This window comes from Streptomyces sp. NBC_00322, from assembly GCF_036147535.1.
Classification (GTDB): domain Bacteria; phylum Actinomycetota; class Actinomycetes; order Streptomycetales; family Streptomycetaceae; genus Streptomyces.
The window spans coordinates 4153760-4169035 of the sequence record NZ_CP108019.1; the positions used below are offsets into that span (position 1 = coordinate 4153760).

Genomic DNA, 15276 nt, shown 5'->3' on the forward strand with positions numbered 1-15276 from the left:
ACGAGTGACGTAACACGACGGGCGTCAGCCGCCCACATCTAACGCGCGCCCATGAGCGGAGGCCACAGACATGGCAGGCATCGAGCGCCCCGGACCCCTGTACCAGCAGGTCGCCGCCGCCATCAGGCGAGGCATCGCGGACGGCGAGTTCCCACCCGGCAGCGCGCTCCCCTCAGAGGCCCAGCTCATCGAGCGCTACGAAGTCAGCCGGCCCACCGTGCGCAACGCGATCGCGGCACTGCGGTCCGAAGGACTCATCGAGGTGCGGCACGGCAAGGGCAGCTTCGTGAAGGGCACACCTACGCCGCCACTGACGATCGAGCGGACCATCACCCGCACCGGCGGAACATACGCTCCCGAGCACGCCCCGTGGGGGCAGCCGCACGAGCCGACCGTGTACCGGACCGAAACCACTGCCACGACCGGCCCGCTACTCGAACTTGGCGAGGGCGAAGCACTTTTCGGTGTCGACCGCGTCCTGATCGATCCGGCCACAGGCGCCCGCGCGCTGCACCGCGTGCTGATCCCGCTCGCCACGGCCGAGAACACACCGCCGCTCGCCGACGCCCCCGACACCGCGCCGGAGGAGATCTACGCCGTTCTCACCGCGGCCGGGCACAAGCTCACCTGGTCCGAGACCGTACGAGCCCGCATGCCCCAGGCCGACGAGCGCAGCGCCCTGGAACTTCCCGACGCCACACCGGTCATCCACACCCTGCGCGTCACCCACGGCGCTGGCCATCAGCCCCTCATCCTCGAAGAGCTCCGCGCCAACGGCAGCCAGGCCCAACTCACCTACCGCATCACAGCCGACAGCCCCCGCACACTCCGCGCCGTCCGCAACTGACAGACCGCCGACAGGCTGGATCGGTCCAAACTCTCTTCACTTACTCAAGGCGCCGCGCAAGCGCGGCGCGCGCCGCAGCCCCCGGCTCGGGGGCTGCCTTTGTCTTCGCCCGGCTGCCCCCGGCCGGGCGGCGGCGCACCGAGCGCGGACACCAAACCGTCAGAGAGAGGCCGGCCGGGGCTGGGGCGGTCGGCTCCGCGGCTTTAGGCAGCCGCCATGGGGCGAGCCTCGAAGATCGGGGCCCACATCGGGCTATTGCGGGCAGGTCAGGAGACTGCCCGAGTCGCGGAAAGCTTACGGGCCCCGATCTCTCGCCCCATGGCAGCTCCCGCCCAAAGCCGCTACGTCAACCGCGGTGGTCTCCTGCCCTTCTATGAAGCGGCGATTCTGCGGAATCCGTGGTGACACGCAAGAAAGAACGATCCTCCGCTCTCACTGAAACATCGACTCGCATACTGATGTTTCGCTAGAAGCTGTTACGTCAAAGAGGGAGCGACTGTGCCACCCATCAAGAATCTAACGAAATGGATGCTGTTACACTATGCGGATGTTGTAATCCTCCTACTTGCGGCAGCAGCCACCTGCTTTCTTGTGATTAATGAACCATCTGTAAGCCCCACAGGTGAGAACCCTAATGTCAAATGCAAAGGGGACGAGGGAGTTATTGCGAGCCCTGGTCCATTGAAAATTGCTGAAGTCGAGGACTCTGCTGGAATTGATATCACCATTCCGAAAAGTTTCGACGGTGATGGCATTTTGACTGCTACAGCGCGAATGAACGTGGCAGAAAGTGCCAAGCTCGCCCCAGGTGCGCGGCTTGCTACCTCGAATACCGACCTGATCCGCCAGACGGACGGAGTATCACTTCCTGAAGGGCAGGTAGCCAGTAGCGCACAGGTTGGACGCGGTGGACGAACGGTCACCCTGACCGTTTGTGTTGCGCCTCGTTATGGCGAAGTCAGTGAATTTGGGCCGTACTCCGGAGCGGCAAGCCTCGACGATCCGCGGGCGATGGGAGGAAATGTACCTGTCGTAATTCACGTAAAGTATCCATACATGAACCGTGTCGGACTAGCAGCACTATTTGCAGCTTACGCGGGATTGATCTGGGCGCGACTCGTGCGTCGCGGAGACCAAGGACTTCGGGCGGATTCGGATCAGTCACAGTGGAGCCTGCTCGTTGTTAGCGTCGCCGCCGGAATTGCCTGCCTATTTTCTGTAGACAAGCTTGTATGGGATCCAAAGGACTGGCAAGGGAGTTCATCGGAATATTTGGACCTTGTGGTTGCAGCTTGCGGTGCAGTGATCGCAGCTGTGCCAACGCTGCAAGCGCTCATGAGTCATATCGGTAAAGCTGACTCAGGAACCTGACTCCTCTCTGCGGCTGTACGGCGTACCCCCAGGAGGGCTGTATTTGGCAGCGCGAAATCCCACAGATCACCCTGTGGTTTTCCTGACCGGAAACTCGGGCCCTCAAATACCCAAGCGGAAGTCCTCGATCTTCTGTCGCACTAGCTCTGCTGGGTCATTTCCGAATGACTTGTCGGTCAGCATTTGCATGATGTCGCGATCGTGGAGCACCACGATCATCTTGTTATGGAGAATCCATTGCTCTCTCATCGTATACAGGGCAGACTGCTTCGCTTCATTGCGGGTCATAATAAGTGCAAACAGACCGGTCCCGTGGCGTGAGAGATAGTTGGCAATCTGAAGAACCTGTTCCTTTTCGATTCCATCTCTGTAATTCTTGGCATCAACCACTACATAGTGTGCTCGATACTCGTCTCTCAGGAACTTCCAAAAGCCTTCCGTGGCATAGTTTGGCAAGATGAAGTCTCTTTTGTTTATTTCTGCCTCATTGGCACTCTCCCAGATTGCAGATCGCAAGGGTGGGCAGAAGAGGAATTCTGCGATTTCTCGGCATAGCCTCTGATAGGCCGACCAGGCTGGGCGTCCAGGCGCCAATTGGGCAAGCCTTTCGGCCATGCCTGGCAACTGATCCTCTGGACTGCTGGCAAAGTGTTCCTCGCTTAGGAACCTTGCGGCGTCGGCAGCGAGTCCAACTGCCACCGCCTTCTCGGCGATCCAAGCCCCATCCCAGACTGTAATACCTTCCCGGGATAGCGCTCCTATCGTGCTCATCGTCAGGTTTCCCGGAATTGCCAGGACAAGCTTTTGAGGTCGACCGGCGTACGCCTCATTCGAGGCGAGAGAAGAGTAGTGCTTCAACTGCGCCACACTTTCCCTGACTCGCCGCTCTGTCTGTGGGGAGCTTCTCTTCACCTCGATCAGGAAGATCTCATCCGGTGAGTCTACGACAATATCGACGCGTTTATTCCCACCCACGGCCGCCTCTGGCTGAGCGTTCTGGTATCCAGATCTGCGTAGCAGCTCAACCAGGAACTGGATAAATTCGGCTTCGCGAAATTCGGGACCTGGTGACGAATGTGACATACTCCCCGCCTGTGGCAGCTGGCTTCAGTCTGAGGCTGCCGGACCAGCCTACGGCCCTCCAAAGGGCCCACGCAGGTCATCGGTCAATCCTGCTTCGCCGTGCGTTGGGCGATCGGAAGCGGCTCACCGGCGCGCGGACAGAGGCTCTACGGCGACCGTCTGATCGAACTTGCAAGGCAGGTGTCGGCAACGCTGCGCGTGCCAGATCCGTGCCAGATCGAGCGGTCAGTCACGGTCAATTGGGGTCCGCGGCGGTGCAGGCTAGCGCCGCCTGGCTCAGCGCTGTTGTTTGCCTGTTGACCAGCCAAGACCGGCTTGTGATCGGCGCCAGGCTTACAAAGCAGTGATCGCGATACCTTGCGCAGTCATGATCTGACGATGGACGAGTACGCGTGGCCCACGGGCCGCGAAGCGCCAACGGCTGACGCTCTTCTGAGGAGTTGGGCGGCAACGGACAGGGCCCTGCCGGTGGGCCCGAGTCACTAGTAGACGCGTATCCGGCTGTCGCCGAGGACGTCGGCCGCCGCCGTGCGGAGGCCCTTCACGGCCTGGTGCAAGGGGTGGTCCCGTTCGGCGGCAAGCGCGGCGTCCGCGACCTTGCGAGAGGTGTCCCCTTCACGGGCATCACGCGCCATGCGCCGTATGACTTCGGCGAGATCGTCGGCCGAGTGGACCACGCGGTAGAGCGCCTCCACTACGGACGCCGGACCTTCGAGGATGACGAACTCGGCGGCTCGGTGAACGCCGCGAACCTGGGCGGCAAAGCGCTCCATCTTCTCGTCGACTTCCCGCAGGTCCGGCTGGTCCGCCCCCAGCGCGTCGCGCACGGCATCCAGGGCGACATCGCGGTCGTACACCGCGGCCAGGTAGTTCGCGTAGGCGTCCCGGCGATGCTGCCGGCGCCACTGGCCGAACTGCGAGCGCGCCGCCGCGCGCCCGGTGACCATCGCGGAGCCGAGGGTGGCGAGTGAGCCTACGGCGGCACCGAACAGTGCGGTGAGTCCAGCATCCATAGCCCCATTCTTCCTACGGCCAGACCTTAGTTGGCCGCCGATCGGAGCTGAGGTACAGAGATCGATGTCGGCCTGCCTGCGCTACGAGATCCTGCCCGCGCCCTCCGAAGCCGTGACCCACCCCGCGATGACCGACCTGATGACCCGCCGCCTCGCCGACGAGAGCACCATCTTCCGGCGCGACCTTGCGTCACGGGACCAAGCAATCATTCCCGTTCTGAAACGCCGAGCGAAATATCCTCTCAACCTGATCAAGGCTATTCGGTGCCGGTTTCGGCCTTGTACAGCATCTGGGCCAACAGCAGGGCGCCTCCGGTCGCTGCCCCTACCGCTCCCGCGGCCAGGAAACCGCGAGAGGAACGCCAGGACAGCACCGACCACCGCGACTGCGCGGAAAACAACGATCCTGTACTCAGCCACGACCCGGTTGAGATCAGCGACAGGGAGGAACCGATTGAGCCGACCGACAGGGCACTTCCGATCGAGCCGACTGACAAGGCCGAACCAACGGACCCCACGGACAGCACCGATCCTACTGAGCCGATCGACAACACAGAGTCCTGTGACCACAACGACAGCACTGAACCAGAGGAGGCACGACGGACCGACGGGACGGACAGTTTTGTCATGAGGCCATGTTGCCCGCTGGCCGCTCTGTCTCAGGAGGTTGTGGACGGATGACGCGGGTGGTGAGGACCTTCCGGCATTTGGCTCGCTGCGTGGCGGGGCAGATCCCCTTGGGAGCCCAGATCGGCCCGGACTACGACTACGCCAGACCCATGAGTGTGTAACTGCGTGACAACGCCGACAAACACCGGCGGACGCCCACGCAAACCCACGGACCATCCCAGCAGCTTAGAGCCACACCGTCGCAAGGCAGAGCCTCGCTCAAGTTGCTTCGGGACGAAGAGATCGTGAGCTAAAGGCCGTTGCGCTCGACCAGTGAGCCGTCAGGGCTCAGTGTGTAGAAGCGCGGCGGATCCATGGCTTCCACGGCTCTGCGCAGCTCCGCTTCCTGCTCTGCGGGGTCAGGCCCGTGTGGGTCGCGCACGTGGAATCCGAACAGCTCGATGGCGTCCGCGTCGACGTCATCGCGCTCGGGAAGCCCCTCCTGGATGAACCCGCAGAGCGCCCGCAGTGCGTCTTCGCCGAGGTCCAGGGGGTGAAAGGGCAGGGCGTACGGCTCTTCCTCCTCGCCGGGCCAGGGAACGATGTCCGCCGGGCGGTCCCCAGCCCAGTAGGGCAGTTCGAAGGGGAGCGGTTCGCCGACGTTCTCGATGATTCCGCTGTCCGGCGACAGGCTCAGGGAGCGGACGAGGCGTCCGTCCTCCCACACGGCGAACCCGAGCCAGTCGACGACGCTGTGCATGGCGTGCAGGACGAGCCGCCGTCCGACGCTTGCCGCCACGAGGTGGTCCGGGAGCTGGGAAGGGGCGTCGATCATCACCCCCTGATCACCGATGACCTCTACACCCGGCCAGCTCGCTGCGTACGTCGTCCCCTTCGGTGGATACACGCCGTCCCAGAGGTTCGAGCCCTCGCACTGCTCGATCTCCCAGCCCGGGTAGAGCCGCCGCATCATGGTGACCGTCCGATCAAGGTCCGCGGCCCCCACTCGTCGCAGCAACCCCGGCACGTCGCCGTCCGCGTACACCAGCAGTCCCGTCTTGGCTCCCAAAACCTCTCCCCAGAGCGTTGCCCGTGATGGTGGGGGCACCCTAGCCGCACGCACTGACAAGGAAGGGGACTCAGCCTGCCTGCCCAGCTGGGCCGTCTCTGGGCCGTCCGAGGCTTCCCGAGGCCGACCACTAGCGACCGGCAGTGACAGTCGAGCTATAGCCGCCAGGAGCGAAACCCCAGGTCATAGGACCCACACCATCGCGTTTCCACCCAGGGGTAGCGGTATGGCAAGATGGGGTGTTTCTTACCACTCGGCTCCCGGGAAATGACGGCGCAACCTCAGGGCCTCGTCGCTAGGCTCGGCCCATGAGCGAAGACGCCCGTCTCATAGCGAACCACCGGGTCCACGTCGTACCCGTTGTCCTGGCTCTGGCCAATCCGCCGTGGCAGCAGGACGTCTGGCTGGACCCGCAGGTGTTCGAGAACCTGGACCACGTCTTTCACACGCTCTTCGATGACTTCTGCGACGCCGACGAGCCGGAGCGCTACCTCGGAGTCAGTCTGAGAACTGACGAAGAGGTCGCTCTCATGCGTGAGCTGGGCATCACGCTCAACGCCGCGGCGGCCGAGGCACCCAACGACACCGACGCGGAGTATCTACGGGCACCCTCTTGGCCAAGGGTCGTAGCGGTCGCGGGTCGTCTCTCTCAGGTCATGGTCGCGAACGACCTGAAGGAACTTGCTGCGCTGCACAACGCCGATCTGAACACCGCAGCGTGAGCCGCAGCGTTGAGTGTCTAACTGCGTGACAACGCGGACAGGCAGCGGCGGACGAACACAGCCACTCACGGACCGTCGCAGCAGGTCAGATAAGCGCTGGCCCAAGGTCGGCGGCCCATGCGAGTTGCTTCGGGACGAAGCAGTCGCTCGGTCGAGTCATGGGCCTCGCGATAGGGAGCCAACTCGTCCAGAAACCAACCACGCCGAGACTCCCGGTGCTGGCATGCTGGCAGACCGAGTATCGGACCGCAGCCCCAGGGGGACAGCGTGATCGTGAACCGGCGTGTCGGCAGCGAACAGCCTGATGAGCACGACGAACTAGAACAGCACCTCGTCGAGAAGCTCAACGTCCCACTTGACTGGCCAGAAGATGGCGGCCTCACTGCCAGCCACGTCGCCAGAATCGCCGCTGCTGCAACCTGCGATACCGCCTACAGCCATGCCGCCAACGGTCACTTGATCGACCTGTTCGCGGCACTTCCGTTGCCGGGAACCACAGAAGGGAAGGACTTCTGGGAGCGCATCCGCGACGCCGGCGGCAGCGCAGCCTGGAACATCCATCCTGCCAACATGGGCGGTCCCTTCTTCGACCGCATCCATGACGGTAACGAGGGCGGCATCGCCTCCCGCGTCCTGAGCTTCCTGGAGGAGCTGACGCCAGCTCAGCGCACTGACTTGGCAGAGGTCATCGGCTCGGCCCTCGGCAATGGCACCATCGGCGTCAGTGGCCGGTACGGGGGCGAGCTCTGGCTACGGGACGCCGAGATGAGCGCATGGCGCGTTGCACTGGCCGGTCGACGGGAGTTCGAAACGGCACAGGAGCGCAATCAATTCTTCGAAGCGTGGCGCGACGCCTGACCCCAGGCACGCCCGAATCTGAGAACAACGGACCAGCGGTCCCCGTGCCACAACCGTGCCAGATCGGGCGGGGACTCACGGGGAACCGCGGCTGTCTGCAGGGCCCAGGGGCCGCAGGCGCCGAAGCCAGCAATACCCAGGTCAGGCCCAACTCGCCCCACCACGCTCCTAAAGCGGTGCTCGCGGTTCAGGGGCCGGGCCCTCTCTGGGCCGTCCAAGACCGATCGGCAGCGGCCAACAACGACCAATGACGACTAGTCAAGGGCGGGCGGCCAGCGCCTGGACCAGCGAAACCCAGGTCGCCGTGATCCCTAGAAGACCCAGGGCAGGAAGCAGCTTATGTTGATCGTTTTGGCTGAGCTGACAGCTGGTGCCACTCATGACTGCACCCGCCAGCGCAGTACAGCATCCGCCTGCGGTTATCAGCGATGCTGAAGAGGGCAACAAGAAGGCGAAACGACTTCGTGAGTTCATACGCCGGAAGTTGGTCCATCCCAAAGCGCCACTTCGTGAGCATCACGGCAGGCGTGTGAGTGGGGCGAATGCCAGAGCGCGCAATGCTCTCCGGCACATCGTCCTCGCGCGCGCGGGCCTGCCCGCAGAACAGCACCAGCGCGTGCACAGCCTTGCGCTGGTCATCCTCCGAGAGGCCCTCGAACCACTCAACGCCCTCAGCCATCGGTTTGAGCCCTTGTGCGAGCTCGTTGAGGATCACCTCGTGTGCGTACACCACAGCCTCCCGCCCCCACGTGATCAAGCAGGCTGATGCTATGCCCGGGACCCTCCGTGAGCAGCACGGATTTATGCGGTAGCTATGCCCCTTCCGTGCCCGATCTAGCGGGTAGCCACGGGGAACAGCAGTTCAGGACTGCATCGTCCTCTGGTTGAACTTACAAGGCAGGTGAGGCGACGCCGCGCGTGCCAGATCCGTGCCAGATTCAGCGGTCAGCCACGGTCAATTAGGGTGTGAGGCGGTGCAGGCAAGCGCCGACAGGCCCAACTCTGTTGTACGCCTGTTGACCAGCCAAGACCGGCCTGCGATCGGCGCCAGGCTTACAAGGCAGTAGTCGGGGAACGGGCGGCGAAATGCCATCTACTGGTGCACAAGACGTCGAGCGGACCGCCGACTGTAGGCTGCCGGCTGACTCGACCACACGAGGAACGTCATGGAGCAATCACTAGCCGCGCAGAACCGTCTCGCCAACAGCGGCCTTGGAGCCGTTCCGGCGGTTGTCTGCAGTGTGTACCTGGCGCACGCCAACACCGCCGTTGCGCAGCTCGCGGCTTGTCTGGCCGTGATCGGTTTCGCAGTCCTAGCAGTGCGGGGATATCGGCTCGGCGTGACATATGAACACTCGCGACTGGTAATCCGTGGCTACCTACGCACGCGGGTGATCGAACGAGGGCGCATTACGCAGATCACGGACTTCCCCGCGGTGAGGTGGACAACTCGCAGCGGACGCAAGCGATGGACCCCTGTCGCGGCGTTCATGACGAGCCCAGGCGAAAGGCCGGCAACCCGTCTCCGCAAGGATCGTGCCATGAGGACGCTGCGACAGTGGGTGCGACGTTAGACGTTAGCTCTTCCCACTCCGCCAGCCAGGCGCAGGCCCGTGCCCGAGGCATGCCCGATCGGACGGTCAGCCGCGGTCACCTACGGGCTCCCAGGCTCTGGACCAGCAACGGCGGTGAGCACCATAACAGCAGGTCAAGCACCCTTGCTCAGCCTTCGGACCCGGTGATTCCCAAGCTCAGAGCGCCCACTGATCCGCCCTCGCGCACCGCAGAAGTCAGACAAGATCCCGCCAGAAGGGGACGGTTGCTCTCGGGTTCCAGCTCTCGTCGACGTCGCCCCGTGCCTCGTCGAACTCCTGGTGCATGTAGTCGGCCAGGCCCAGCCCGTAGTAGATGATGTCGGTCTGCCACATCGAGAGCACCGGGTGCCCAAAGGTTCCTCGGCCGGCGGGAAGGTACCGGTGGGCGTACACGGGCACGAGCACCGGCACATCTGCAAGGTGGCGCCGAGCCTTGGCTAGGGCGGCTACATGATCGACCGGACGCTCACCCCAGCCCTCGTACCAGAACCCGTTGTGCTTAACACTGAGGAGAACGCCTTCAACCGGCCAGCCGAGCTGATCGCGCAACCTGTCCAAGTCCCCGCTGCGCCACTCAGGCCAAGGCTTGGTCCACGTCTGCCCCTCCTCCGGAGGAACGTTGACGGGAAGGCCGGCCGCAAGGAACGCTCGGTGATCGTCCGCGAACTCGAAGCCGTACTCACTCTCAATGCGCGTGAACTCGGCGTCTGACAGACCAGGCTCGAACTCGTAGAGACCCGTCTGTGCCAGGCGACGTGCGGCCTCCGCCCCCAGCCGTTCCCCCTCATTGCTGATCACCGCCGCACGCTAACGCCAACGGGGACTCGTCGTCACCTGGTTAGGCACGCTCCGTCTCAGTTTCCGTCTCATTCAGCTGCGTTCAGCGTCGTTCAGGTAGGACTCGAACCAAGTATCGGCCGGTCGGCCACCAATGAACGCTGGTGAACGACCTTGCACAAGGCTCAGCGCCCCCAACAGACTTGGAAAGCGTGTTGGGGGCGCTCCCGTAGGCCCGCGGCCAAACAGGCTTGGGGCACGTGAGTGGCACGCACTGGGGGCACTCGCAATGCACGACACACAACTGAGAATGCCCCCTGGCTCGCTGGCTACATGCTCAGCCCTCCAGGCGGTGCCCCTGGTGCAATCCGCTCGCTCAGCTCGCCTTGCCCAACCGAGCGACCGCTCGCACCAACGCAGCCACGTCATGAGCCGCTGCCGCCGACAGCACCAGGCGCACCCTTCCCGCCCCGTCCGCACTCGTCCGAGCTCGCCATTCGAGTCCCGCCGTGTCGAACCCCGCGCTCTCCAACGCGTCTGCCAACTCCCCACCGGCTTCCGTCGCATCACGCCAGCCAGCCACGTAATCGACCTCACGTACCCAAACCACGTCGTCAGGGTCGAACGGCTCGCTCTCGAAGCCTGCGTCCTCTGGGTCGTGCATCCGCTAGTCCCTTTCCCCGTCGCTGGCTCAACTCCGACCATGAGAGGGCTCGTCGATCATGGACACGACGACCGCCCCGGTACCATCGGCACCGGGGTTGCTTCTGCGCCCCAACCGGACCGCCCCCGAGTGCTTCCAGGCCAAGGGGGCGGTCCGGCCTGCATCCGGTCTACTCGGACCAGACACCAAAAGGCTTACGAATAGGGATCGCTGATCACCGCCAACGGCACGTACACCGCGATCCAGAAGACGACGATCCGAGGGCGAATAAGCGCTGCCTCATGAGTCCGCACCACCACTCCGCGCGTTGACCAGAGTGGCGCGGAAGAACGCCGTCGTGACCCCACGGAAGCCGGTGTGCCCGAGCGCACCCGCATGCCGGAGACACCACAGCTCGGGCTCGTCCTTGCTTTCCGCCGCGTCGGAGGACTCGCCGCACGTCGTGCACTCAGCCTCGTAGACCGGTCCGCTGCCCTGCTTGTCTGTGGTCAACGCCCAGTCCGCGAACCGAATAACCGCGCGAGGTCTCGCCGGCTGACTAAGGGCTGTCCCGCAATGGATCTCCGGCCTCAGCGTCGGTGGGTAGGTAGGCGTCGGTGTCCACGCTTCGGACCGGGGGTGCCTGCGAGAACGCATCGTTGCCATGATCACCCGGTGAACGATGACCAGCGCATATACCCCTCGAAGGTGGCCGACGACCGTGCGTCACTCACCTCGTTCCTCGACTACCAGCGGGCGACCCTGGCCATGAAATGCGCGGGTCTGACCGGCGAACAGCTGAAGCAGAAGGTGATACCGACCTCAGGGCTCACGCTCCTTGGCCTGGTGCGGCACGCGGCTTCGGTCGAGCGGAGCTGGTTCCGCTTCATCGTGAACGCCGAGGACGTCAAGACGCCTTGGCCCGGCGAGGTCGACGGCACGTTCGCCGAGTTCCACGTCGAGGACGCCGACGTCGGCGAGGCGTTCGGGATCTGGCGCGAGGAGTGCGCCCGCGCCCGCGCCGTCGCCGCCTCCTTCAACTCCCTCGACAACACCGTCGACTTCCGCGGCGAGACCATCTCACTCCGCTACGTCCTCACCCACATGATCGAGGAGTACGCGCGTCACAACGGCCACGCCGACCTGCTGCGCGAGGCGATCGACGGAGCCGTCGGCGAGTAGAAAGCCGAGCGCCCCAGATCGACGGACACCCGTGTCAATTCGCTGGACCCGAAGAGGGAGCGTCGCGGGCCCTACCCGGCGAGCACCACGAGATGATCACATCATGGCTGCTGTGATCACTGCGTCAAAACTGTCTTGGATAGCGCCGTTCACCGGGCTGAGCCCGCGCTGCTTCAGCAAGTTGGTCACCGCGCTGCGTCGCGAAGGAGCAGATCCGGTGCGGCGGGGCCGGCCGTGGAGCCTGCCCCTGGAGGACCGTCTGGTGCTGGTCGCGGCGTACTGGCGCACCAACTTGACGATGCGCCAGCTCGCCCCGCTCTTCGGGGTGTCCAAGTCGGCAGCGGACCGGATCATCGACCACCTCGGGCCGATGCTCGCGCTCCAGCCCCGCAAGCGGTTCGCCAAGGACACCGTGCTCATCGTGGACGGCACCCTGGTCCCGACCCGGGACCACACAGTGGCGGAGCAGTCCAAGAACTATCGGTACTCCACCAACCACCAGATCGTCATCGACGCCGACACCCGACTGGTCGTCGTGGTCGGCCGGCCTTTGCCCGGCAACCGCAACGACTGCAAGGCATGGGACGAGTCCGGCGCGAAAGCCGCCGTCGGCAGGACGCTGACGATCGCCGACGGCGGATACCCCGGCACGGGGCTCGTCATGCCCCACCGCCGACGCAAGGGCGAAGACCTTCCGGACTGGAAGGAAGCGCACAACAAGTCCCACAAACAGGTCCGCGCACGCGTCGAACACGTCTTCGCCCGCATGAAGACCTGGAAGATCCTCCGCGACTGCCGCCTCAAAGGCGACGGAGTTCACCACGCCATGCTCGGCATCGCCCGGCTGCACAACCTCGCCCTCGCCGGATAGGCGACCGACCCGTACAGCGGCCAACCCACCCGAAGCGACTCGGAGATCCATTGCGGGACAACCCTTAGTCAGCGCGCTAGCTTCCACTGGTCCCTGAGTAGCGTCCATCAGCTGTCTCCGTCCTGAGGCGGCACCGCCATGAGAGCCCACACGGACTTACCGACCCCACCGCGTTCGCTTACGCCCCACTGGTCCGCAAGCACGCTGACCAGGACGAGCCCTCGGCCGCACTCCGAGCTATTGGTGGCGACGTGCTTGTGAGGCCACCCATCAGCGGCGTCGTGTACCTCGATGCGGAGGTCGTCGCCGACCACCAGAAAACGGGTCTCGATCTCACGCCCCGGCGAAACGTGCGCGTGCCGGACGGCGTTCGTGACCAGTTCCGAGAGCACGACGAGAGCCGTGTCCTCAATCTTCGCCAGGCCCCAGGCGGCGAGCGCCTTGCGCAGCTCGACGCGGGCCAGGCCGACGCAGCGAGGATGGCGAGCCCATCGGCACACCATTTCCAGGCTGTTCAGCGCATCCTGTCGCTTCTGCATGTCTCCGAGGATGGACGTCTCAATGCGTCATCGATTCCCGGCGATAGGGGTACCCATGATGGGTAAACTCCGCGCGGAGAATCGCTGATATTCCTTGTGCCCAGGCAGATTCGAGGAAGCGCGTGTCAGGAGACCTCTCACCAACGGCGTTACCGGCCCATGTCCTTGGCCGGGCCGACATGCAGGCTGCGCTGAAGCGCCACGACTTCGGGCAGGTCTTCAAGCTGGCCCGGCAGTGGGGTGGGATCAGCTTTCTGAAAATCGCCGACGCGTGCGACATCAAGCCGGAACGTGTGGGGAAGTTGGCGCGCGGCGACGGCGCGATCACCACCTACGAGAAGATTGCGTACATCGCAGACGCCCTCGCTATCCCTGGCCACATGATCGGGATGGCTCCGCGCCCGTGGGAGCAGGCAGCAACGCTCACACCTGCAAGCCGCCCGGAGCTGATCTCTCCCCTCGCGAGTGTCGCCCCAGGAATTGCGGATGTTCCCGAGTTCGATGATCTGGGAACCGTCGATCTCGAAGGAGACGAAGTGCAGCGCAGGAGGTTCCTCGCAGCTTCCATAGGCATCGCCACCGGTGCCGCCATGGCGGCAGGAGCCCCGGCCGGCCGCCGCATCGGACAGCGCGAGGTGCAGCACCTTCAGCGGCGCACCACCCGTCTCCGCAGTCTCGATGACGTACTCGGCGGGGCCGACACTCGGCACATCTACCGCACCGAGCTCGGCACCACCATGAACCTCCTCCGCAACGCCTCCTACACCGAGACCACGGGTCGGCAGCTCCTGAGCCTGGTGGCCGAGCAGGCACAGCAGGCAGGCTGGGCCGCATTCGACTCAGGGCGGCAGACCGAGGCGTCAACCCTCTACGAGAAGGCATTTCAGGCTGCGACCGAGGCACGAGATGCGGCGCTTGCGGGTAACTCGCTCGCCTTCCTCGCATATCAGCAGGTCAGCATCGGCGCGTCCGGGGTGGCAACAGCCGCCGCCTCGTGCGCGACAGCCAGCGCGGACGCGCCTGCGACAGTCCGGGCCCTTCTCTTCGAACGTCGCGCGTGGGCCCATGCCAAAGCAGGCCAGGCCAAGGAGACCGAGCAAGCACTCGGCCAGGCGGAAGAGGCTCTGACAGGAACAAGCAGCGACCGCCCCGGGCCCGACTGGTCGTCCTGGGTCGACACCCGCGAGCTCCAGATCATGAAAGGGCGCTGCTGGACCGAGCTGCACCGCCCCCTCCGCGCCGTGCCTGCCCTCGAAGCAGCCTTGGCCGACTTCGACGACGCCCACGCCCGCGACAAGTCGCTGTACCTCACCTGGCTGGCACACGCCTACCTGGACGCAGGCGAGATCGAGCAATCAGCAACCGTGATCGCCAAGGCCATGGATCTCTCCACCGGAATCGGCTCCGTCCGGCCCCAGCAGCGCGCCAACGAATTCCTGCTCAGGCTTCAGCCCCACCGGACCATCGCGCCCGTCGCCGAACTCCTGGACCGCGCGGCCATGTGATCACTCAGCAACGCTGCGAGCGATCCAGTCCAGACCCGCCGCAGAGCCCGCCACGATGGCCACCGCATTGATCTCAGGGTTCTTCCACGGGTGATGCTCCAGCAGATGTGCCTCAAGTTCGGGGTACCGAGCCACCGTTGTCTTGAAGATCACCTGCCACTCCTCACCCTCACCGAACTCGCCCAGGTGCCAGAACAGCGACGCCACGGGGCCAACCACCTGCGCACCCGCAGCCAGACGTGCCTCTGTCGCCCCCTTGGCCAGTGCCACCGCCGCCTCGCGGCTCTCCGTCGCTGTGTACACCTGCACGCACTCAGTCATGAGCGAAAGCCTAGGCCGGAGCACGACCCGCCATCCAGGGCTCGCGATGCGTCCTGCTCAGAGCCCCCGTGCCTCGACAACGCGACAAAAAGAGTACGAAGGAGGCTTGACTCTGGTCATGGGATCCAGTGTGGCAGGTGGGTCGATGTCCCGGCCCGTGCATTTCGCGGCGGGGCCCCGGAAGGGCCGCGGAACCCCTCGTGCGTATGTTTGTAAGACTGCCGACATATGGCGGCCGCACGATGGCGATGACGACGTCGCCTTTCGGACA

At 64.5% G+C, this 15276-nt stretch carries 16 protein-coding genes; 7 read left to right on the forward strand and 9 right to left on the reverse strand.

The genetic code is table 11. The annotated features are described in order from the left end of the window. The first annotated feature begins 70 nt into the window (after positions 1 to 70). Both OG905_RS18775 and OG905_RS18780 read left to right on the forward strand, forming a co-directional pair. Positions 71 to 847, forward strand: a complete 777-nt coding sequence (locus tag OG905_RS18775; RefSeq protein ID WP_328673405.1) for a GntR family transcriptional regulator — start codon at positions 71 to 73, stop codon at positions 845 to 847. Positions 848 to 1345: 498 nt separating this feature from the next. Continuing rightward, positions 1346 to 2218 (forward strand): hypothetical protein, encoded by an 873-nt coding sequence (locus OG905_RS18780; RefSeq protein WP_328673407.1) that lies wholly within the window; start codon positions 1346 to 1348, stop codon positions 2216 to 2218. A gap of 102 nt (positions 2219 to 2320) precedes the next feature. Here OG905_RS18780 and OG905_RS18785 read toward each other — a convergent pair whose 3' ends face one another. From OG905_RS18785 to OG905_RS18800, 4 genes are all read right to left on the reverse strand, one after another. Beyond that, positions 2321 to 3301 (reverse strand): restriction endonuclease, encoded by a 981-nt coding sequence (locus OG905_RS18785; protein ID WP_328673409.1) that lies wholly within the window; start codon positions 3299 to 3301, stop codon positions 2321 to 2323. Between the two features lie 482 nt (positions 3302 to 3783). After that, the gene (locus OG905_RS18790; RefSeq protein WP_328673411.1) at positions 3784 to 4314 is read right to left on the reverse strand and encodes a proline dehydrogenase; all 531 of its coding nucleotides are present in this window, start codon (positions 4312 to 4314) and stop codon (positions 3784 to 3786) included. Positions 4315 to 4571: 257 nt separating this feature from the next. After that, positions 4572 to 4943, reverse strand: coding sequence for a hypothetical protein (locus OG905_RS18795; protein ID WP_328673413.1), 372 nt, complete (start codon positions 4941 to 4943; stop codon positions 4572 to 4574). A 290-nt stretch (positions 4944 to 5233) separates the two neighbouring features. Further along, positions 5234 to 5992, reverse strand: coding sequence for a DUF6928 family protein (locus OG905_RS18800; protein WP_328673415.1), 759 nt, complete (start codon positions 5990 to 5992; stop codon positions 5234 to 5236). Positions 5993 to 6300: 308 nt separating this feature from the next. Here OG905_RS18800 and OG905_RS18805 point away from each other — a divergent pair, with 308 nt between their 5' ends. Both OG905_RS18805 and OG905_RS18810 read left to right on the forward strand, forming a co-directional pair. After that, positions 6301 to 6714: an SCO4402 family protein gene (locus OG905_RS18805; protein WP_328673417.1), complete on the forward strand. Its 414-nt coding sequence runs from the start codon at positions 6301 to 6303 to the stop codon at positions 6712 to 6714. Between the two features lie 267 nt (positions 6715 to 6981). Further along, positions 6982 to 7572 carry a hypothetical protein gene (locus tag OG905_RS18810; protein WP_328673419.1) on the forward strand — a complete coding sequence of 197 codons (591 nt, stop codon included), beginning with the start codon at positions 6982 to 6984 and terminating at the stop codon, positions 7570 to 7572. 337 nt (positions 7573 to 7909) lie between these two features. On the opposite strand, the gene OG905_RS18815 is transcribed toward OG905_RS18810, so the two are convergent. The 3 genes from OG905_RS18815 to OG905_RS18825 form a co-directional block, all read right to left on the reverse strand. Further along, entirely contained in the window at positions 7910 to 8287 is a 378-nt protein-coding gene (locus OG905_RS18815) for a DUF5958 family protein (protein ID WP_328673421.1), read from the reverse strand. 1075 nt (positions 8288 to 9362) lie between these two features. Then, complete coding sequence (locus tag OG905_RS18820; RefSeq protein WP_328673422.1) at positions 9363 to 9965, reverse strand: hypothetical protein; 603 nt, start codon at positions 9963 to 9965, stop codon at positions 9363 to 9365. A 922-nt stretch (positions 9966 to 10887) separates the two neighbouring features. Then, entirely contained in the window at positions 10888 to 11181 is a 294-nt protein-coding gene (locus tag OG905_RS18825; RefSeq protein ID WP_443044076.1) for a DUF7848 domain-containing protein, read from the reverse strand. 81 nt (positions 11182 to 11262) lie between these two features. Between OG905_RS18825 and OG905_RS18830 the strand changes: the two genes are divergently transcribed. Together OG905_RS18830 and OG905_RS18835 are read left to right on the forward strand one after the other, a co-directional pair. Next, positions 11263 to 11769 (forward strand): DinB family protein, encoded by a 507-nt coding sequence (locus tag OG905_RS18830; RefSeq protein WP_328673429.1) that lies wholly within the window; start codon positions 11263 to 11265, stop codon positions 11767 to 11769. Positions 11770 to 11872: 103 nt separating this feature from the next. After that, a complete protein-coding gene (locus OG905_RS18835; RefSeq protein ID WP_328673431.1) occupies positions 11873 to 12640 on the forward strand; it encodes an IS5 family transposase in 768 nt (255 codons plus the stop codon). Between the two features lie 107 nt (positions 12641 to 12747). Here OG905_RS18835 and OG905_RS18840 read toward each other — a convergent pair whose 3' ends face one another. Then, positions 12748 to 13179, reverse strand: coding sequence for an ATP-binding protein (locus OG905_RS18840; protein WP_328673433.1), 432 nt, complete (start codon positions 13177 to 13179; stop codon positions 12748 to 12750). Between the two features lie 179 nt (positions 13180 to 13358). Between OG905_RS18840 and OG905_RS18845 the strand changes: the two genes are divergently transcribed. Beyond that, positions 13359 to 14684 carry an XRE family transcriptional regulator gene (locus OG905_RS18845; protein WP_328673434.1) on the forward strand — a complete coding sequence of 442 codons (1326 nt, stop codon included), beginning with the start codon at positions 13359 to 13361 and terminating at the stop codon, positions 14682 to 14684. Here the strand turns inward: OG905_RS18845 and cutA are convergent, their stop codons facing one another. After that, a complete protein-coding gene (cutA, locus tag OG905_RS18850; protein ID WP_328673435.1) occupies positions 14685 to 15005 on the reverse strand; it encodes a divalent-cation tolerance protein CutA in 321 nt (106 codons plus the stop codon). Positions 15006 to 15276: the final 271 nt, after the last annotated feature.

Coding starts and splice junctions, on each gene's coding strand:
- OG905_RS18775 (WP_328673405.1), top strand. CDS start 71: ATGGCAGGCATCGAGCGCCCCGGACCCCTGTACCAGCAGGTCGCCGCC.
- OG905_RS18785 (WP_328673409.1), bottom strand. CDS start 3,301: ATGTCACATTCGTCACCAGGTCCCGAATTTCGCGAAGCCGAATTTATC.
- OG905_RS18790 (WP_328673411.1), bottom strand. CDS start 4,314: ATGGATGCTGGACTCACCGCACTGTTCGGTGCCGCCGTAGGCTCACTC.
- OG905_RS18795 (WP_328673413.1), bottom strand. CDS start 4,943: ATGACAAAACTGTCCGTCCCGTCGGTCCGTCGTGCCTCCTCTGGTTCA.
- OG905_RS18805 (WP_328673417.1), top strand. CDS start 6,301: ATGAGCGAAGACGCCCGTCTCATAGCGAACCACCGGGTCCACGTCGTA.
- OG905_RS18835 (WP_328673431.1), top strand. CDS start 11,873: ATGGCTGCTGTGATCACTGCGTCAAAACTGTCTTGGATAGCGCCGTTC.
- OG905_RS18840 (WP_328673433.1), bottom strand. CDS start 13,179: ATGCAGAAGCGACAGGATGCGCTGAACAGCCTGGAAATGGTGTGCCGA.
- OG905_RS18845 (WP_328673434.1), top strand. CDS start 13,359: ATGCAGGCTGCGCTGAAGCGCCACGACTTCGGGCAGGTCTTCAAGCTG.
- cutA (WP_328673435.1), bottom strand. CDS start 15,005: ATGACTGAGTGCGTGCAGGTGTACACAGCGACGGAGAGCCGCGAGGCG.